Consider the following 17,740-nt stretch of genomic DNA (forward strand, 5'->3'; position numbering starts at 1 on the left):
CCGTCATGGCGTCAGCTGTCCTTTCCCGACGACGACGATGCCGCGTTCGCTGACGTGGAAGCGGGCGCGGTCCTCCGCCTCGTCGAAGCCGATGCGCATGCCGGGCGGCACGAAGTTGTTCTGGTCGATGATGGCGCGCCGGATCTTCGCGCCGCGTCCGATCACGGTACGGTCCATCACGATGGAGTCGGACACCTCGGCGTCCTCCTCCACCACGACGTCCCGGCGCAGCATCGAGCGCTGGATGACGGCACGCCGTATCAGCACACCGGCGGCGATCGACGCCGTGCGCAGGTGGCCGTCGATCACCTGCGCCGCCTCGGTCTGATCGGGCGCGGCAAAGATGGGCCAGCGCGAATTGAACATGCAGAAGCGCGGGTCCTCGCCCAGCGTGTCGAAGTGCGCGTCGTAGTAGGCGTCGATGGTGCCGACGTCGCGCCAGTAGCCGACCTCCTCGCAGTCGCGGAGCCCGGGCACCACATTGGTCGAGAAGTCGTAGGCCATCAGCCGGTGCGTTTCTGCCATCGCCGGCAGCAGGTTCTTGCCGAAGTCGTGCCCCCCCTTGGAGTGGGCGCGCGTCAGCGCCTCGACCAGCGCCTCGGTATTGAAGATGTAGTTGCCCATTGACGCGAAGGCATAGCCCTTGCGTCCCGGCATCGACTCGGCCGTCGCCGGCTTTTCCTGGAAGTCGCGGATGCGGCCGGTGGAATCGGTGCGGATGATGCCGAAGGAGGCCGAGTTCTCGACCGGTACCGGCAAGGCCGCCACGGTCGCGTCGGCGCCGGTTTCGAGGTGATGACGGGCCATCTGGCGGATGTCCATCCGGTAGATGTGGTCGGCCCCGAACACCAGCACCAGATCGGGCCGCACGCGATCGAGCAGGTGCAGGTTCTGGTAGACCGAATCGGCCGTTCCCTGGAACCACTCCGGTCCGTGCAGCATCTGCGGTGGCACGACGGTGATGAACTGGTTCGGGAACAGCGGACTCATGACCCAGGTTCGCCGGATGTGCTCGATCAGCGACTGCGACTTGTACTGCACCAGCAGGTAGATCGAGTTGATGCCGGAATTGACCAGGTTGGACAGCACGAAATCGACAATGCGGTGCCGTCCGTTGAAGGGGACCGAGGGCTTGGAGCGCTCGGCCGTCAGCGGATGGAGACGGCCACCTTCGCCGCCCGCCATCACGAATGCAAGAATGGATTTCCCGGAAATCATGATTCACCTCCACGTGAGTTCGCATCCGCGACCGGGCGATCGGATTGCGCACTTTTCGACGGAACACGCGCCAGATGGCGTGCCTCGTCAGACTTCACGCGCCGGGCGCCGGGCGGCGACGAGCGCACCGCACGGCGGGCCGGCGCGCTGGCAAGCATCCGGCGCAGCGCTGCCTCGCTGCGCGACAGTCCGTCCTCAGGCTCGTCGGACGCGTAGTCCTCGAGCACGATGCCGGACAGATAGAGATCGAAGATGACTGGGCAGATGTAGCTCGCCCGGGTGACCGGCGCCGTGTTGCCCAGGCTGGCGGCGACCGAACGCACACAGCGCAGCAGCACGCGCGGCGCCGCCTGGGCGTCGTCCAGCGGCCCCTGCCGCGTCAGGAATTCGGCGGCCTTGAGCGTGCCGCCCCAGGTGCGGAAATCCTTGCTGGAGAAGGACCCTATCGTTTCGTGGATGTAGGCGTTCAGTTCCGCCGCCCGCACCGGCCGGCGCAGGCCGCCTTCCTCGTACTGGAACAGCGTCTTGCCCGGCAGTTCGAGCAGACGGCCGAGCACGGCCACGGCGCCGCGGTCGCGTACCACCTGTTCCTGCATCACGCCGTGCTTGCCGCGGTAGCGGAACACCGCCTGCGTGCCCTCGATGGCGACGTGGCGCTTGCACAGCGTGGTCAGGCCGTAGCTGCGGTGCGCCCGCGTATAGCTCTCGTCACCGACCCTGAAGTACACCGCGTGCAGCAGCCGCGTCATCAGCGCCAGCACCTTGCGCCGCGGCAGACCGCTGCGCCTAAGGTCGGCGCCCGCCGTCGCCAGCATCTGCGGCAGGGCGTCGGCGAAACGCGACAGGCGGCGCCACTTGCGCAGCGCGTTGCGATGGACGAAGTCGGGGTGATAGCGGTACTGCAGCCGTCCGCGCGCGTCACGTCCGAAAGCCTGCAGTTCCGCCTCCGGGTCCGGACTGACATAGACGTCGGTATAGGCGGGCGGGATCGCCAGCGCGGCGATGCGCGCCAGGCCTTCGCGGTCGCGGTAAGGGCGCCCGGCCGTCGTCACGTAGACGAAGCCGTCGCCCCTGCGCAGCCGGCGCAGGTAGCGGTTCTGCAGCGTTGCGGTGCGGATGACGACGTTCATGACACCGCCTCCGACGCATCGACCCCGTCGAGCGCACGTTGCAGCGCCGCCAGCATTTCCTCGCCGCCCGCCGTCAGGCCGGTCGCGAACAGCTGCAGCGAACGCCCGGCGATGAGCACGCGACCGTTGTTGCCCTCGACCGCGGCGACGTATCCGCTCGACGTGTCGATGAGGCGCCGCCACGGGTATTCGCTGTCGCCGTCGTCCAGCGTCCAGCCGACGTCCTCGGGCGAGGCATTGACCACCAGTTCGATCAGCGTTTCGGCCGCCGGGTCGGGTTCGTGCAGACGCAGCGCGCGACCGTCGACGCGCATGCCGAAGCAGCGCATCTGCGCGTCGTTCCAGTCACCGGCCTGCATTTCCTCGCCATCGGAGCGCAGCCAGACGACGTCGCGGAAGGTGCTTTCCGGATCGCCGCCAGTGGCAAAGCGCGCCATGCGCAGCGCCGGCAGCGCGGCGCGCAGCTTCAGCAGGCGGCACACGAAGGCGCTGAGCTGCTCGCCGGCCGGGTCGTCCAGCCCGGTCCAGTTGAGCCAGCTCAGTTCATTGTCCTGACAGTAGGCATTGTTGTTGCCCTGCTGGCTGCGCCCGAACTCGTCGCCGGCGAGCAGCATCGGCGTGCCCTGCGACAGCAGCAGCGTGGCCAGCATGTTGCGCTTCTGCCGCTCGCGCAGCGTCAGCACGCGGCTGTCGTCGGTCGGTCCTTCGGCGCCGCAGTTCCACGAGCGGTTGTCGTCGTGGCCGTCGCGGTTGTCTTCGCCGTTGGCATCGTTGCGCTTGTGGTTGTACGACACCAGGTCGTGCAGCGTGAAGCCGTCGTGCGCGGTGATGAAGTTGACGCTGGCCCATGGACGACGCCCGCGCTGGTCGAAGCGATCCGCCGAGCCGGTCAGCCGGGTGGCCAGCGCAGCCGCCTGCATTTCGTCGCCGCGCCAGAAGGAGCGGACGGTGTCGCGGAAGGCGTCGTTCCACTCCGCCCAGCGCGGCGGGAAGTTGCCGGGCTGGTAGCCGCCGGGGCCGCAGTCCCACGGTTCCGCGATCAGTTTGACGTGCTGCAGTACCGGGTCCTGCGCCATCGCGTCGAAGAAGCCGCAGCCCTGGTCGAAACCGGTGGCCTCGCGCCCGAGTATGGTCGCCAGATCGAAGCGGAAGCCGTCGACGCCCATCTGCACGACCCAGTAGCGCAGGCTGTCCATCACCATCTGCAGCACGCGCGGATGGCTCAGATTGAGCGTGTTGCCGGTACCGGTATCGTTGATGTAGTGGCGCCGGTTCTCCGGATTCAGGCGATACCAGCAGGCGTTGTCCAGCCCCTTGAAACTCAGTGTCGGGCCCATTTCGTTGCCCTCGGCCGTATGGTTGTAGACGACGTCGAGAATCAGTTCGATGCCCGCCTCGTGCAGCCGCTCCGCCATCGCGCGGAACTCGCCGATGCCGCCGGCACCGAGGTAGCGCTGTTCCAGCGCGAAGAAGCCGAGCGTGTTGTAGCCCCAGTAATTGCGCAGGCCGCGGTCGGTTAGCTGCGCGTCGTCGACGAAGGCATGCACCGGCAGCAGTTCGACCGCCGTCACGCCGAGCGACACCAGATGCGCGATCACCGCGTCGTGCGCCAGCCCGGCGAAGGTGCCGCGCAGGCGGCCGGGCACCTGCGGATGCTGGCGCGTCAAGCCGCGCACGTGGCATTCGTAGATGACGCTGCGGTCCCACGGAACGGCGGGTCGCGGCTGCGACAGCGGCGGCAGGTCGGCCACCACGCGCGCCTTCGGCATGTAGGACGCGCTGTCGCGCTTGTCCACGCCGAGCAGCGCGCCGCTCGGCGCCGCGTCGCCGGCGAACAGCACCGGCGACCAGCGCAGCTGGCCGACCCACTCGCGCGCATACGGATCGAGCAGGAGCTTGTGCGGATTGAAGCGGTGGCCCTCCTCGGGCTGCCACGGTCCATGGACGCGGTAGCCATAGACGAGGCCCGCCTTCGCGCCGGGCAGGAAGCCGTGCCACACCTCGTCGGTGAATTCGGGCAGTTCGCGCCGGGCCACCTCGATGCGGCCCGCCTCGTCGAAGATGCACAGGTCGACGCGCGTCGCGTGCGCCGAGAAAACCGCGAAGTTGATGCCCTCTTCGGTCACCGTCGCACCCAGCGGATAGGGCTGCCCGGCCTCGAGCAGCGGAAAGCGGACAAGGTCGGCGCGGCTCATGCGCACCTCCGCACCGCGTCCGGCTGCTGCACCGCCGCGCAGACGAAGTCGTGCACGAAACACAGCTTGTCGAGCACCGGCGACGCCGCGATGAAGGGGTAGGCGTCGCCGTGTCCGAGGCTGCGCCCCATGCTGTTCAGGAACTGCGACAGCGGCAGCCAGTGCTCGACCAGCACGTCGCGGAAGGGCTGCTCGTCGCTGCACGCGGCCGCCTCCACGCTGCCGCCGCCGGTTACCACGCCCGGTCGCAGCGAGAAACCCCAGTGCGCAGCGGTGTCGAGCGCGTCCGACACGTGCAGGTAATGGGCGAACGATTCGGCCCAGTCCTCCCACGGGTGCACCGACGCGTAGGCGCTGATGTAGCGCTCGCTCCAGTCCGGCGCCGGTCCTTCGTCGTAGTGATCGCGCAGCGCCTCGGCATAGTCGCGGCGCTCGTCGCCGAACAGCGCGCGGAAGTCGTTCAGGCGCGGTCCGCCCGACAGGATGCGGTCCCAGTAGTAGTGCCCGATCTCGTGGCGGAAATGACCGAGCAGCGTGCGGTAGGGCTCGCCCAGCCCGATCCGGCGCGCTTCACGGCAGGCGTCGTTGGCTTCCATCACGTCCACCGTGATGACGCCGTCGGCATAGCCGGTGGTCACCGCGCCGCCGATGTGCTTGCGCGACAGGAAGCGGAACAGCGGCTCGCGCCGCCCCGGCTGATCGAGCACCGGCAGCCCCAGACGCAGCAGCGAGTGGAACAGCCGACGCTTGGCCGCCTCCAGCCGACGCACCAGTTCGTCGCAGGCCGGGTCGGCGGTCGCCTCGGTGGCTTCGCTGTGCCGGCAGCTGAGGCAGAAATCGGCGTCTTCGTCGGCCGGAATCATCCAGTTGCAGCGCTGGCGCTCACTGTAGTTGCGGCAGGGCTTCCAGCGGCTGCCCTCCCCCGCCCCGCCGCCCTGGCGCACCCAGCGTCCGTCGGGACCCGCCTCGAAGGCGGCCATGTCCAGCTCTCCGGGCACGAAGCCCAGCATCACGCCGCAGCGCACGCAGGCGGTGTTCTCGAAGAACACCGGACTGCTGCATCGGCCGCACAGAAAGGTCCTCATGGCGCCGGTGCCTCCGAGTAAGCGTCCATGCGCGGCCGCGACGGACCGGCCGACGCATCGTCGTCGTTGCGCGCGCCGTCGAGCAGGCGCGTGCGGATCTGCGGCAGCCATTCGGGCGACACCTTCTGCAGATAGGCCACCATCTGCTCGCGCACCTTGCAGCGCAGATCCCACGCTGCGCCGGCGTTCTGCGTGCTCATGAGGCAGCGCAGCTGCATCGCGCGATCGGTCATGTCCGTCACCTGCAGCGCGCAGACCCGCCGATCCCATTCGGTCGAGGCATCGAGGATCTCGCGCAGCCGTTCGCGCAGCGGTTCGACCGGTACGCGGTAATCGACCCACAGATAGACCGCGCCGAGCAGATCGGAGGTGGTGCGCGTCCAGTTCTGGAAGGGGTTCAGGATGAAATGTTCGAGCGGCACCACCAGGCGCCGCTGGTCCCAGATGCGCACCACGACATAGGTGGCGGTGATTTCCTCGATGCGTCCCCACTCGTTCTCGACGATCACGACGTCATCGACACGGATGGGCTGGGTGAGCGCGATCTGCAGCCCGGCAATCAGGTTGCCGAGCACCGGCCGAGCGGCCAGGCCGGCGATGATGCCGGCCAGACCGGCCGACGCCAGCAGGCTTGCGCCGATCTGCCGCACGTTCGGAAAGGTCATCAGCACCGAGCCGACGCCGAGCAGGCCGACGATGAACATTGCCGTGCGGGCGAGCACCCGCACCTGGGTCTGCACACTGCGTGCGTGAAGATTGTCGGCGTCGGTCACCGGATGCCGGCTTTCAATCACGTCGGCAATCGCACTGATGAAGCGCACCGCGAACAGGGTGACCACCAGCACGATGGCGATCGACAGCAGATGACGCAGGCCGGTCAGCAGCCCGACCGGAATGGTCGCGTCGGCCAGCGACAGGTGGACGAACAGCAGCGGCAGCAGCAGCTGCGCCGGACCGCGCGTACGCACGACAATGCGTTCGGCGATGTCATAGCGCGCGGCCAGCCGGCGCGCGATGCGGTCGATCACCGCATGCAGCGCGAGGCCGATCAGCACCGCCAGCCCGCACTGAACAAGCAGGCCGAGCCACGGGTGACCCAGCAGGAAGTCGCTTGCGACGTCCACTCAGCGGGTACCTCCATCGGTCGCCAGCCGCTCTTCGAGCTGGCGTGCCAGGCGCAGGTGCTCGCGCAGCTTGGGCGCCGTGTCGGCGGCGAAGCTGCGCAGTTCGGGAACCTGTCCCGACTTCGCCTGGCGTTCGAACAGGGCGATCGTGTCCTCGTGCGCGGCAGTGCCGAAATGGCGCAGGAAGGCGGCGTCGGCCTCGGCGCCGGTCAGCGTCTTCAGTTCCTCGATGTGCTCGCGCGAGGCCGGCGCCATGCCCTGCGGCAGCGGGATGCCATGGGCACCGGCGATGCGTTCGAGCTCGGTATTGGCCGCCGTGTGTTCCTTGTCCAGCATCTCGGCGAAGGCGCGCACCTGCGGATCGGCGGCCCGCCCCGCCATCAGCCGTCCGGCTTCCGCCTCGGCACGCCCGCCAGCCGCCGCCGCCGTGACGAAGCTGTTGTCCTCCGGACTTGGCGCAGCGGTCTGCGCCGCACTCGACGGCGGCGGCGACGCGTCGCTGCCCGGGCCGAGGCCGGTCGGCGGAGCGTTGCTCTCAGCGCGCGATGTGTCGGCCGGCGCCGACGCCGGCGGCTCGGGCGTGCGTTCGCACGCAGTCAGTACGCCGGCGAGTGCGATCGCGGCAATCAATGTCGTCGTGCGGACATTCGTTGTGGATGCAGGGGTGTTCATCGGTACCTCCTTCGGAACGGTGGCGGCGCGGCTCGGGCCGACCACGGGAATGGATGCGGCGGCGTAGCGCGTGACGGCTGCCGGCCCCCCTATCTGCAGTTTCCGTGCCCGCCTTGCCCGGGAGCCCCCAAACCGATGCCGGAACAGCGATCGCCACCGTGGTACGGACCTTTCTGCAGCGCGTAAGCGCGCATCGCGGCCGCCGCCCGCGGGGTGCGCTGCGAAGGCGTCGGGACGCCACATCGGCCTCGCCCGGCATGCAAAACGCACGCAATTCTTACTGTCCGGATGTAAATACTTCCGGCCTCGCCCACGCCGTCCGACGCGCATCGCCCATGCGGCCGTAATTCTGTCGATGGCATATCTCTTGCAGGTAGGTGTCCTGATCCAACGGCCCGCCACCGAGCACAACGACACCCGAAACCGAAAGGACACCGAATGAGCCTCGGCATGGAACTCAGACTCCGGCAGCACATCGCCATCACGCCGCAGCTGCAGCAGGCGCTTCGCCTGCTGCAGCTGTCATCGCTGGAATTCACGCAGGAAGTCGAACAGGCTCTTGGCAGCAACCCCTTTCTCGAAGAGGACACCGCAGCACCGACCGTGACCGGCGCCGTACCGAACGCCTCCGCCACGCCGGACGACGGGCCGGAGAACGCGCCTGCCGCCGACCGGCGCGACGACGCCGAGGAACCGGCGGTCCAGTTCGACGCCGCGTACGGCAGCACCACGGCCGGTTCGCGCGACGACGACGAAACCGACTGGACGGAATGGGCGGAAGCGCCGACCGGGCTGCGCGATCATCTGCGGGCGCAGCTGCAGCTGTCGTCGATGAGCGATCGCGACCGCGCGCTCGCCGATCTGATCATCGACGAGCTGACCGATGCCGGGTATCTCGAAACGCCGCTGGACGAACTGGCGGCGCTGATCGCGCCCGAGCACGAGGTCGCGCCGCAGGAACTGCTGGCCGCACTGCGCCTGGTGCAGCAGCTCGAACCGGTGGGCATCGGCGCACGATCACTGCGCGAATGCCTGCTGCTGCAACTGAACGCGCTATCCGAGGAAGCCCAGGGGCGCGCCGACGCGCTGCTGCTCGTGCGCGACCACTTCGATCTGCTGGCGGCGCGCGAATTCACGCGCATCCAGCAGCAGCTGGACTGGAACGAAAGCCGGCTGCACGGCGCCCGCATGCTCATCCGCACGCTGGATCCGCGGCCCGGCCGCAGCTTCGGTCCGGACGAAACCCGCTACATCGTGCCGGACGTCATCGTCACCTGCCGTCGCGGTCGCTGGCAGGCGACGCTGAACCCGGCGGTACAGCCGCGACTGCGCATCAACCGCGCCTACGCCGAACTGGCCGGCGGACGCGAGCCGGGCGAGCGCTCGTTCTCGCGCCTGCTGCAGGAAGCGCGCTGGCTGATGCGCAACGTCGAACAGCGCTTCTCGACGATACAGCGGGTCGCTTCGGCCATCGTCGAGCATCAGCGGGTGTTCTTCAGCTACGGCGACGCGGCGATGAAGCCGCTGGCGCTGAAGGACATCGCGGTGGAACTGGGTCTGCACGAGTCCACCGTCTGCCGCGTCACCAATGGCAAGTACATGGCGACGCCGCAGGGCCTGTTCGAGTTCAAGCATTTCTTCTCGCGCCAGCTGTCGGCGGACGACGGCGGTGCCTATTCGCCGACCGCCATCCGCGCGCTGATCAGGGAACTGATCGCCGCCGAAGACCCGGCCGCGCCGCTGTCGGACGCCCGCCTCGCCCATCTGCTGTCCGGCCAGGGCCTGCAGCTTGCACGGCGTACGGTGACCAAGTACCGCGCACTGATGCGCATTCCGAGCGTGGAACTGCGGCGCGCCGCCCACGCGGCCGAGCATCCGCGGGCCGCCTGAGCGGCGCCGCCGTCCAACCTCAGCCACAGGAGAGACACCCATGACACAGATCATCGCTGCACACTTCAACTCGGTGGAACAGCTGCAGGCCGTCGTCGATACGCTGCCGGCGCGCGGCTTCGGCGCCGACGACTACGCCACCTACTTCCTGAACCCGCCCGGTCAGCGCGGGCTCTACTGGCTGGGCGGCGACGCCGTCAGCGACGAGGGCGCTTCCGGTGCCGGCCGCACCGCCGCCGTCGGCGCCCTGGTCGGCGGCGGCGCCGGCGTCGCGGCAGGCAGCGCCACCGGTTTTGCCATCGGCAGCGTAGGCGGCCCGGTCGGCGCGCTGGCAGGCGCCGGCGTCGGTGCCTACCTCGGCGCACTGGTCGGCGCGCTGCGCGGCATGCAGGCGCCGGACCCGGAAGAAGCCTCGGTTGAACATCCGGCCGAACCGCAGGGCGGACCGATGATTGCGCTCAATGTGGACCGGCCTGGCGCGGCGGACGAAGCGATCGCGCTGCTGCACGAAGGGGGCGCACGCGAGGTGCACCGCACCGAAGGCCGCTGGGCCGACGGCGAGTGGGTGGACTTCGACCCGCGGGAGCCGATCGAGCACGTGCAGCCGGGCCAGACGTGAGCAGCGCGTGCGCCGGAATGACTCCGCTGCACGTCTGTGACCTCACCATGCTGTACGCCAGTCACAGCGGCGGCGTGCGTCGCTATCTGGGCGAGAAGCGGCGCTGGCTGCGGACGCAGCAGCAGTTCCGCCACACGCTCGTGCTGCCGCGCTACGCGCAAGGGCCGGCGGCGCGGCAGGCGGACGGGCTGATCGAGGTGCCCAGCCTGCCGCTGCCGTTCTCGCGCGGCTACCGCGTGCCGCTGAATACGCGCGCCGCCTTCGGTGCACTGAAAGCGTTGCGACCGCACCTGATCGAGGCCGCCGACCCTTACCACTTCGCGTGGGCGGCCGTCGACGCCGGGCAGGCGCTGGGGGTACCGGTGATCGGCTTCTGTCATTCCGACCTGCCGCGCATGCTCGGGCGGCTGGCCGGCGCCGGGGTCGAACGTGCTGCCGAAGCCTATGTGCGCCGGCTGTACGCGCGCTTCGATCTGGTGCTCGCACCGAGCCGCTGCATGACCGAGCGGCTCGGCGGCATGGGCGTGCAGCATGTGCAGCACCAGCCGCTGGGTGTGGACAGCCGCGCCTTCCACCCCTGCCGCGCTCACCAGGGCCTGCGCCGTGCGCTGGGCCTGGCCGAGGATGACCGCCTGCTCGTCTATTTCGGCCGCTTCGGTCCGGAAAAGAACCTGCCGGTGCTCTACCGCATGCTCGATCTGCTCGGCGACGGTCACGTGCTGCTGCTGATCGGCGACGGCATGCCGCCACACCATCGGGCGGTGCGCGCGCTGCCCTTTCAGTCGGACCCGCGCAAGCTCGCCGCGCTGGTTGCGGCCTGCGACGTTTTCGTCCACGCCGGCGACCAGGAGACCTTCGGTCTGGCGACGCTGGAGGCGATGGCCTGCGGCGTGCCGGCGGTGGTCGCCGGCACCGGCGGACAGGCGGAACTGGTCGACGACGCGGTGGGCGCACGCACCGATGCCGGCAGTCCGCAGCGCGGAACCGAGCGCTTCGCCGCAGCGATGGCCGAGGGCGTGCGGGCGGTGCTCGCGCGCGATCGCGTGGCGCTGGGCAAGGCGGCGCGCCTGCGCGCCGAGCGCCACGACTGGTGCTACGTGCTGCCTACGCTCGGCCGCACCTACTACACCGCCTGCCGCGGAGCCGATCACCATGCCTAGCCGATCAGCCATCATGCTGCCCGACCTGTCGCCGCCGGTACTTTGCGTCTCCATCCACGACGTCGCGCCGTCGACCTGGCCGCAATGCGAGCGACTGCTCGAGGCCGTCGCCGAGGTCGCTCCGCTGCACGTGAGCCTGCTGCTGGTGCCCGACTACCACGGCCAGGGCGACGACACGCCGCCTGCCTATCGCGACGCCATCGAGTCCTGCCGCGCGGGCGGGCACGAACTGGTGCTGCACGGCCACGTGCATCTCGACGAAGGTCCGCCGCCGCGCAATCCGCTGGACTGGTGGCGCCGGCGGGTGCTCACCGCCGACGAAGGCGAGTTCGCCACGCTGAGCGCGGCGCCCGCGCACGCCCGCCTGATGGCGGGCCGGCAGTGGTTCGAGCAGCGCAACTGGCCGGTGGAAGGATTCGTCGCGCCGGCCTGGCTGCTCGGACCCGGCGCCTGGCGTGCGCTCCGCGTGACGCCTTTCCGCTATACGACCACCGCGACGCACTTCCACCTGTTGCAGCCCGACCTTGCCATCCGCATGCCGGTGATCACCTACAGCACGCGCAGTGCACTGCGCCGGACTGCGTCGCTGGTCTGGCAGGGCCAGCGCCGGCTGCCGGCGGCCGACCCGGTACAGCTCGCGCTGCATCCGGCAGACGCGCAGTATCCGGCCGTGCTCGGTCAGGCACAGCGTCTGCTCGAGACGCTGATTCGCAGCCGGCTCGCGATGACGCTGCAGGATTACGCCCGCACGCTCGAACAGCTGCTCGGACCGCTGCAGGCGGCGCGCCCGCGCTCGGCACCCGCGCTGCGGACAGCAGAAGGCAGGACGGCAACCCGACGGCGTTGATCAGCCGGGCAGCAGCCACCGCGACACGACAGCCACTGCGGCGCCGATCACCGCACCCGCCACGACGTCGCTCGGGTAATGCAGCCCGAGCATGACGCGCACCAGTGCTGTCAGCACAGCGAATGCGAGCAGCCCGAGCCCGAGCGCCGGCAGGTGGTGCAGCGCGACCAGCGCGAATGACGTGGCGTGCAGCGTATGCCCGGACGGGAAACTGAACTCGTCGAGCGGCGGCATGCACAGATGCAGACCGTGCAGCGACACGCAGGGCCGGCGACGCGCCGTGCGCCGCTTGAGCAGGCCGTAGATCAGCAGACCCGCCGCACCGACGGCAAGCAGGTGCAGCGCGCAGCGCATTCCGGCGCCGCCCGGCATCACTGCGAGCAGTGCGATCAGCAGCAGCCAGGCCTCGCCATCGCCGAGCCGGCTGATCGCCCGCGCGGCGATCAGGCAGGGTCGGTGGTCGAGCAGCCGGTTGAGCCGTTGCACGCAGCTGGCATCGAAGGCCGCGACCGGGTGCGGCCGCTCAATGGGCGGCCGCGACACCGAGCGCGGCTTTCGGTTGCGCGGCGCAGGCATGCAAGTGCGCCTCGAAACGGTTGAGCACCACCGGCCAGGTCAGGCCCTCCGCCGTTTCGCGCGCAGCGCGGCCGAGATGACGGCGGCGATCCGGTTGCCGGGCCAGCCGGCGGGCGGCGTGGATGAAGGCCGCGGCGGCGCGCAGTTCGTCGCCCTCGCAGGCGGGCACGAGGAGACAGGCGTCCACGCCGTCCGTCATGTGCTCGCGCGCGGCGGCCAGATCGAAAGCGACGATGGCCAGACCGCTGGCCATCGCCTCCAGCAGCACGTTGCCGAAGGTTTCGCTGACGCTGGGGAATAGGAAGATGTCGGCCGACGCGTAGTGCGCCGCGAGTTCACTTCCGTGCAGCACACCGGTAAAAATTTCACCGGGCCGACCGTCGTCCAGGCGCCGCCGCGCCGGCCCGTCGCCGACCCACACGAGGCGTGCGTCCGGCTGCTCAGCACGGATGGCGTCGAAGGCGGCGCGCACCAGTTCGAGATTCTTTTCCGGGGCCAGCCGGCCGACGTACAGAAAGACCGGATCGTGCGGCTTCGCCCCCCAGCCGGTGCGCAGCTCCAGGCTGCGCATCTGCGGGTTGAACAGCCGGGTATCGACGCCCCGCCCCACGCGGACCAGGCGGCGGTAGCCCTGCCGCTTCATCTGCATTTCAAGCGCGGCGGTCGGCACGAAGGTCAGATCGGTGCGATTGTGGAAGGCGCGCAGCGCCGCCCGCACCGGAGCCGACAGCATGCCCAGGCCGTAATGGTTGCTGTAGGTGTCGAAATGCGTGCGGTAATCGCTGGTGACCGGCACGCCGAGCTGGCGGGCGGCCAGCAGGGCCGACCAGCCGAGCGGCCCTTCGGTCACGATGTGCACGACGTCCGGCCTGTCCTCCCGCCACGCCCGCAACAGCCGGCGCCAGGCCGGCAGTCCGAAGCGCAGCCCGGGATAGCGCGGCAGCGGCAGGCCGCGCACCAGCAGGTCGCCCTCGTTGGCGGCTTCGTCCTGCTGCCGCGGGCGGACCAGGCGAACCCGGTGGCGTGCACTGCGCAGATGCCGCACGACGCGGGTGATCGACAGCGCGACGCCATTGACCTCCGGCGGATAGGTATCGGTGACGATCACGATCTCCAGGTTCTTCTTCATCGCGGAGCCCCGCACAGGTTAGGCGAACGTTCAGCGCGTGCAATCGGCGTTCCCGGGGCGCAGCCCCCTCAGGCCGCCCCGGCATGTCGATTGCTGAGGCTGGGCGACTCCACTCCATCGTCAGCCGTGAACGCCGAGCGCCCCTTCCTCACCACCCCGCCGCGCCCGCACGACGACGTGCCGCCGGACAAGGTCCCGCCGACGCCGGCCGGCCATGACAGCGTCTGCGTGCCCGGTCGCAACTGTTTCGCGCGTGGCCGCGCCGACCGCCTGGCGCTGCTGATCGACGGCGAAGCCTATTTCCGCACCTTCATGCAGGCGGCCGAACGGGCGCAGCGTTCGATCACCATCCTCGCTTGGGACTTCGACAGCCGCACCCGGCTGCATTTCGACCCCGCGGCACCGGGCGCGCCGCCAGCGCGGCTGGGCGAGTTCCTGAACTGGCTGGCGCGGCGGCGGCATCGTCTGATGGTGCGTATCCTCGACTGGGACTATCCGATGGTGTTCGGCACGGACCGCGAACTGCCGCCCCGTCTCGGCCTCGGCTGGAAGCCGCACCGGCGCGTGCACTTCTGCTACGACAACACGCACCCGGTCAGCGCCTCACACCACCAGAAGATCGTCGTCATCGACGACACGCTCGCCTTCGTCGGCGGCTTCGATCTCACCGTCCGCCGCTGGGACACACCCGCCCACCGTCCGGACGACAGCCGCCGCGAATGCGCCGACAAGGCCTATCCGCCCTTTCACGACCTGATGCTGATGTTCGACGGCGAGGCCGCGCGCGCGATCGGCGAGGTGGCCCGCGAGCGCTGGCTGGCCGCCACCGGCCACCGCATTCCCGAAGCGAGGGACGCCGGCGATCCGTGGCCGGACAGCGTGCGGCCCGAATTGACCGGCATCGACGTGGCGCTGGCGCGCACCTTGCCGCCGCAGGCGGACGCACCGCCGGTCAACGAGGTCGAGCAGCTCTTCCTCGACATGATCGCCAGCGCGCGCGAACGCATCTACATCGAAAGCCAGTACTTCACCGCAGGCAGTGTCGGCGAAGCGCTGGCGGCGCGGCTGGCCGAGCCGGACGGGCCGGAAGTGATCGTGGTGGTCCGCCTGTTCAGCCACGGCTGGCTGGAGGAACACACGATGCATGTGCTGCGCACGCGCCTGGTCGAGCGCCTGAGCGCCGCCGACCGGCACGGCCGCTTCCGCATCCTCTATCCGCACATCGACGGGCTGGCCGACAAGGTATGCATAGACCTGCATTCCAAGCTGATGATCGTCGACGACGACATGCTGCGCGTCGGCTCGGCCAATCTGAGCAACCGCTCGATGGGCATGGACAGCGAATGCGACGCGGTGATCGAGGCGGGCGGCGACGCGCGGGTGCAGGCCTACATCCGCGACGTACGCCATCGCCTGCTGGCCGAACACCTCGACGTCGAGGTCGCGGCGGTCGTCGCTGCGTTCGAAACGCACGGCGCGCTCGGCCCGGCCATCGAGGCGCTGTCGGGTGGGACGCGCACGCTGCTGCCGCTGAACCGCCAGCCCGACTGGCCGGAGGCCGTGATCGAACTGGCTCGCGTCGGCGACCCGCAGCAGCCGATCACGCTCGACGGGCTGGTAGAAGCCTTCAGTCCCGAGCTGCAGCTGGGCACGCCGGCCACATCGGACGATGAGGGCGAGGCCACGCCTTCGCGGCCGCCCGCCAGCGGACGGCGTCGCTGGTCGCGCGCCGCCATCGCGCGGGTGGCGCTGCCTGGCGCCGTCATGCTGCTGTTGCTCGGTCTGGCACTGGTGTGGCGCTACACGCCGCTGACCGAGGTCGCCGATGCCGAACGGGTGACCGGCTGGGCGCGCGCGATGGCCGACAGCAGCTGGGCGCCCATGCTCATCCTGCTGGCCTACACGCCAGCCTGTCTGCTGATGTTTCCGCGACCGCTGATCACGCTGGCGGCGGTGATCGCCTTCGGCCCGGAAAAGGGCTTCGTGTTCGCGCTGTCCGGCATCCTGATCGCCGCCTTCGCGACCTATGCGGTCGGCCTGCTGCTGCCCGAGGCAACGGTGCACCGCATTGCCGGCCCTCGCCTGCCACGCATCGCCGAAACGCTGCGCCGGCGCGGCCTGCTGGCCATCACGGCGCTGCGGCTGGTGCCGATCGCCCCGTTCGCCATCGAAGGGGTGGTGGCGGCCGCCATCGGCATACGGCTGGCGCCCTTCCTGCTCGGCACCCTGTTCGGCATGTTGCCGGGAACGCTGGCCACCACCGTGTTCGGCGACCAGCTGGAAGCCGCGCTCGACGACCCGGGCCGCCTCGACTATGGCCTGCTGCTGACCGCTGCGCTCGGCATCGTGCTGCTGTCGCTGTTCGTGCGCCGCTGGCTGGTCAAGGAACACCGCGACGGGGCCGGACAGGCGGCGGAGAGGAGCTGATGGCGACGCGCACCCCGGGCCTCGTCGACTGGCGCAATCTGGACAACACGCTCGGGCAGGACTGCCTGCGCATCGCCTCCTACAACATTCACCGTTGCGTCGGCCGCGACGGCCGCGCCGACCCCGGGCGCGTCGCCCAGGTCATTCTCGAACTGGGTTGCGACGCGGTAGGGCTGCAGGAGGTCGACAACCTCGCCGACGGCCACCACGAATCGATGCAGCTCGACTATCTGGCGCGGGCGACCGGCATGGAGGCACATGCCGGCCACACCATCATCCGCCACGAAGGCAGTTTCGGAAACGCGCTGCTGACTCGCCGGCCGGTGCTGGCAGTGCAGCGCTACGACCTCAGCTACGGCCGGCGCGAGGCGCGCGGTGCGCTGGCCGTCGACCTGCAGGTCGAGGACGAATGCGTGCGCGTCATCGTCACCCACCTCGGGCTGCGCCCGGCCGAACGCCGCTACCAGGTCCGGCGCATGCTGCAGCTGCTGCACGACCTGCCGGCCGACCGCAAGGTGATCGTGCTCGGCGACATCAACGAGTGGCTGCCGCTCGGCCGGCCGCTGCGCTGGCTGCACGGCATGCTCGGCCACTCGCCGGCCGAGCGCTCGTTTCCGTCCGGCCTGCCGATGTTCGCACTGGACCGCGTGTGGGTGCGGCCGCGCCACACGCTGCTGGCCTTCTCGACGCACCGCTCGCCACTGGCGCGGGTGGCGTCCGACCATCTGCCGGTGAAGGCCATCGTCGCCGCCGCCGCGCCCCCTGCCAGCGTACTGCACGAGGGCTGATGCCGCTCGCGCCACCCGTCCCGCCACACGCCCGCACGAAGGAGACTGCGATGCCCAAGAGAAACACACCCGAACTGCCGGCCACGCTGCGCCGCTCGCCGCCCGAGGCGCAGCGCACCTGGACGCACACGCTGGCCAGCGCCGAACGCACCTACGGCCCCGGCGAGCGCGCCCGCCGCACCGCCTTTGCCTCGCTCAAGCACCGCTTCGAGAAGGTCGGCGACCACTGGGAACCGAAGGACCACTCCGGCCCGTCCGACCCGCGCGCCGCGCACGGCAGCGGCGAGAGCTTCGGCGGCGTGGACCTGTACGGACACACCCGGCAGGAGCTCTATGAACGCGCACGCGAACTGGGCGTGCGCGGCCGCTCGACGATGACCAAGGTCGAACTGGCGCGCGCCATTGCGACGCGCCAGCGCTGACACCGGAACGTCGCGTCAGACCTGCAGCGTCGGCGAGCCGTCGGGCTGGCGCGCGCTGCGCCGTTCGAGCGCCTCCTGGCATTCGACGCAGCGCACCGCCGCCGGCTGCAGGCGCAGGCGCTCGAAGGGAATCGGCAGCTCGCAATCGACGCAGACGCCGGCCAACCCGGCGTCGATGCGCTCGCGCGCGAGCTCGATGTCGCGCAGCGCGCGCACGTCGCGCATTTCTGCGAGAGCGGCCACCTGTTCCGGTCTCAATGGGGTCATGTTCGCGTCCTCGTGAAAATTGTAGGGGTGACCCGTCGGGGCCGCGGGGGTCACAGCAAGCGCGATGCCTTCACCGCAAGCGTGTGCCGCGGCGCACCGGGCGGAGGTTCTTGCAAGCGGCCTGCACATTTTTCAACGCTGAGCAGTGGCGGCAGCGCGCCGCGGCGGGCACCGCCGTTGCTGGGAAGGTC

General features: G+C 69.9%; 16 protein-coding genes. 7 read left to right on the forward strand and 9 right to left on the reverse strand.

Annotation, left to right across the window (positions count from 1 at the left end; all coding sequences use genetic code 11):
* Positions 1 to 3 precede the first annotated feature (3 nt).
* From WDZ97_RS07995 to WDZ97_RS08020, 6 genes are read right to left on the reverse strand one after another with little or no spacing between them, the layout of a single operon-like run.
* Positions 4 to 1,218, reverse strand: coding sequence for a glucose-1-phosphate adenylyltransferase (locus tag WDZ97_RS07995; RefSeq protein WP_341421828.1), 1,215 nt, complete (start codon positions 1,216 to 1,218; stop codon positions 4 to 6).
* A complete protein-coding gene (locus tag WDZ97_RS08000; RefSeq protein ID WP_425762397.1) occupies positions 1,215 to 2,348 on the reverse strand; it encodes a DNA topoisomerase IB in 1,134 nt (377 codons plus the stop codon). The genes WDZ97_RS07995 and WDZ97_RS08000 overlap by 4 nt, the downstream gene beginning before the upstream one ends.
* Positions 2,345 to 4,543 carry a glycogen debranching protein GlgX gene (gene glgX, locus WDZ97_RS08005; protein WP_425762398.1) on the reverse strand — a complete coding sequence of 733 codons (2,199 nt, stop codon included), beginning with the start codon at positions 4,541 to 4,543 and terminating at the stop codon, positions 2,345 to 2,347. The genes WDZ97_RS08000 and glgX overlap by 4 nt, the downstream gene beginning before the upstream one ends.
* The gene (locus WDZ97_RS08010) at positions 4,540 to 5,628 is read right to left on the reverse strand and encodes a zinc-binding metallopeptidase family protein (RefSeq protein ID WP_425762399.1); all 1,089 of its coding nucleotides are present in this window, start codon (positions 5,626 to 5,628) and stop codon (positions 4,540 to 4,542) included. The genes glgX and WDZ97_RS08010 overlap by 4 nt, the downstream gene beginning before the upstream one ends.
* Positions 5,625 to 6,752 carry a mechanosensitive ion channel family protein gene (locus tag WDZ97_RS08015; protein ID WP_304003037.1) on the reverse strand — a complete coding sequence of 376 codons (1,128 nt, stop codon included), beginning with the start codon at positions 6,750 to 6,752 and terminating at the stop codon, positions 5,625 to 5,627. Before WDZ97_RS08015 ends, WDZ97_RS08010 begins: the two co-directional genes overlap by 4 nt.
* Positions 6,753 to 7,424 (reverse strand): DUF4142 domain-containing protein, encoded by a 672-nt coding sequence (locus tag WDZ97_RS08020; protein WP_425762400.1) that lies wholly within the window; start codon positions 7,422 to 7,424, stop codon positions 6,753 to 6,755.
* 450 nt (positions 7,425 to 7,874) lie between these two features.
* Between WDZ97_RS08020 and WDZ97_RS08025 the strand changes: the two genes are divergently transcribed.
* Genes WDZ97_RS08025 through WDZ97_RS08040 form a run of 4 tightly spaced genes read left to right on the forward strand, consistent with a single transcriptional unit; the run spans position 7,875 to position 11,940 of the window.
* A complete protein-coding gene (locus tag WDZ97_RS08025; RefSeq protein WP_425762401.1) occupies positions 7,875 to 9,314 on the forward strand; it encodes an RNA polymerase factor sigma-54 in 1,440 nt (479 codons plus the stop codon).
* 40 nt (positions 9,315 to 9,354) lie between these two features.
* A complete protein-coding gene (locus WDZ97_RS08030; RefSeq protein WP_304003040.1) occupies positions 9,355 to 9,933 on the forward strand; it encodes a hypothetical protein in 579 nt (192 codons plus the stop codon).
* Positions 9,934 to 9,950: 17 nt separating this feature from the next.
* Positions 9,951 to 11,093: a glycosyltransferase gene (locus WDZ97_RS08035; protein ID WP_304003041.1), complete on the forward strand. Its 1,143-nt coding sequence runs from the start codon at positions 9,951 to 9,953 to the stop codon at positions 11,091 to 11,093.
* Positions 11,086 to 11,940: a DUF2334 domain-containing protein gene (locus WDZ97_RS08040; protein WP_425762402.1), complete on the forward strand. Its 855-nt coding sequence runs from the start codon at positions 11,086 to 11,088 to the stop codon at positions 11,938 to 11,940. Before WDZ97_RS08035 ends, WDZ97_RS08040 begins: the two co-directional genes overlap by 8 nt.
* On the opposite strand, the gene WDZ97_RS08045 is transcribed toward WDZ97_RS08040, so the two are convergent.
* Both WDZ97_RS08045 and WDZ97_RS08050 read right to left on the reverse strand, forming a co-directional pair.
* Entirely contained in the window at positions 11,941 to 12,483 is a 543-nt protein-coding gene (locus WDZ97_RS08045; protein WP_425762403.1) for a phosphatase PAP2 family protein, read from the reverse strand.
* Complete coding sequence (locus tag WDZ97_RS08050) at positions 12,464 to 13,645, reverse strand: glycosyltransferase family 4 protein (protein ID WP_304003044.1); 1,182 nt, start codon at positions 13,643 to 13,645, stop codon at positions 12,464 to 12,466. Before WDZ97_RS08050 ends, WDZ97_RS08045 begins: the two co-directional genes overlap by 20 nt.
* Positions 13,646 to 13,771: 126 nt before the next feature.
* On the opposite strand from WDZ97_RS08050, the gene WDZ97_RS08055 reads away from it, so the two are divergent.
* From WDZ97_RS08055 to WDZ97_RS08065, 3 genes are read left to right on the forward strand one after another with little or no spacing between them, the layout of a single operon-like run.
* Positions 13,772 to 16,072: a VTT domain-containing protein gene (locus WDZ97_RS08055; protein ID WP_425762404.1), complete on the forward strand. Its 2,301-nt coding sequence runs from the start codon at positions 13,772 to 13,774 to the stop codon at positions 16,070 to 16,072.
* Positions 16,072 to 16,860, forward strand: coding sequence for an endonuclease/exonuclease/phosphatase family protein (locus WDZ97_RS08060; protein WP_425762405.1), 789 nt, complete (start codon positions 16,072 to 16,074; stop codon positions 16,858 to 16,860). Before WDZ97_RS08055 ends, WDZ97_RS08060 begins: the two co-directional genes overlap by 1 nt.
* 50 nt (positions 16,861 to 16,910) lie before the next feature.
* Positions 16,911 to 17,282 carry a ChaB family protein gene (locus tag WDZ97_RS08065; protein ID WP_425762406.1) on the forward strand — a complete coding sequence of 124 codons (372 nt, stop codon included), beginning with the start codon at positions 16,911 to 16,913 and terminating at the stop codon, positions 17,280 to 17,282.
* Positions 17,283 to 17,297: 15 nt separating this feature from the next.
* Here WDZ97_RS08065 and WDZ97_RS08070 read toward each other — a convergent pair whose 3' ends face one another.
* Positions 17,298 to 17,549 (reverse strand): TraR/DksA family transcriptional regulator, encoded by a 252-nt coding sequence (locus WDZ97_RS08070; RefSeq protein ID WP_425762407.1) that lies wholly within the window; start codon positions 17,547 to 17,549, stop codon positions 17,298 to 17,300.
* Positions 17,550 to 17,740: the final 191 nt, after the last annotated feature.

The sequence above is a fragment of the Methyloversatilis sp. MC4-4 genome, from assembly GCF_049843555.1.
Taxonomy (GTDB): Bacteria; Pseudomonadota; Gammaproteobacteria; order Burkholderiales; family Rhodocyclaceae; genus Methyloversatilis; species Methyloversatilis discipulorum_B.

Bases quoted from the DNA above. Each gene is read 5' to 3' on its own strand.
- WDZ97_RS08040 (WP_425762402.1), top strand. From the start codon at position 11,086: ATGCCTAGCCGATCAGCCATCATGCTGCCCGACCTGTCGCCGCCGGTA.
- WDZ97_RS08025 (WP_425762401.1), top strand. From the start codon at position 7,875: ATGGAACTCAGACTCCGGCAGCACATCGCCATCACGCCGCAGCTGCAG.
- WDZ97_RS08030 (WP_304003040.1), top strand. From the start codon at position 9,355: ATGACACAGATCATCGCTGCACACTTCAACTCGGTGGAACAGCTGCAG.
- WDZ97_RS07995 (WP_341421828.1), bottom strand. From the start codon at position 1,218: ATGATTTCCGGGAAATCCATTCTTGCATTCGTGATGGCGGGCGGCGAA.
- WDZ97_RS08065 (WP_425762406.1), top strand. From the start codon at position 16,911: ATGCCCAAGAGAAACACACCCGAACTGCCGGCCACGCTGCGCCGCTCG.
- WDZ97_RS08060 (WP_425762405.1), top strand. From the start codon at position 16,072: ATGGCGACGCGCACCCCGGGCCTCGTCGACTGGCGCAATCTGGACAAC.
- WDZ97_RS08070 (WP_425762407.1), bottom strand. From the start codon at position 17,549: ATGACCCCATTGAGACCGGAACAGGTGGCCGCTCTCGCAGAAATGCGC.
- WDZ97_RS08000 (WP_425762397.1), bottom strand. From the start codon at position 2,348: ATGAACGTCGTCATCCGCACCGCAACGCTGCAGAACCGCTACCTGCGC.
- WDZ97_RS08010 (WP_425762399.1), bottom strand. From the start codon at position 5,628: ATGAGGACCTTTCTGTGCGGCCGATGCAGCAGTCCGGTGTTCTTCGAG.
- WDZ97_RS08050 (WP_304003044.1), bottom strand. From the start codon at position 13,645: ATGAAGAAGAACCTGGAGATCGTGATCGTCACCGATACCTATCCGCCG.
- WDZ97_RS08035 (WP_304003041.1), top strand. From the start codon at position 9,951: ATGACTCCGCTGCACGTCTGTGACCTCACCATGCTGTACGCCAGTCAC.
- glgX (WP_425762398.1), bottom strand. From the start codon at position 4,543: ATGAGCCGCGCCGACCTTGTCCGCTTTCCGCTGCTCGAGGCCGGGCAG.
- WDZ97_RS08020 (WP_425762400.1), bottom strand. From the start codon at position 7,424: ATGAACACCCCTGCATCCACAACGAATGTCCGCACGACGACATTGATT.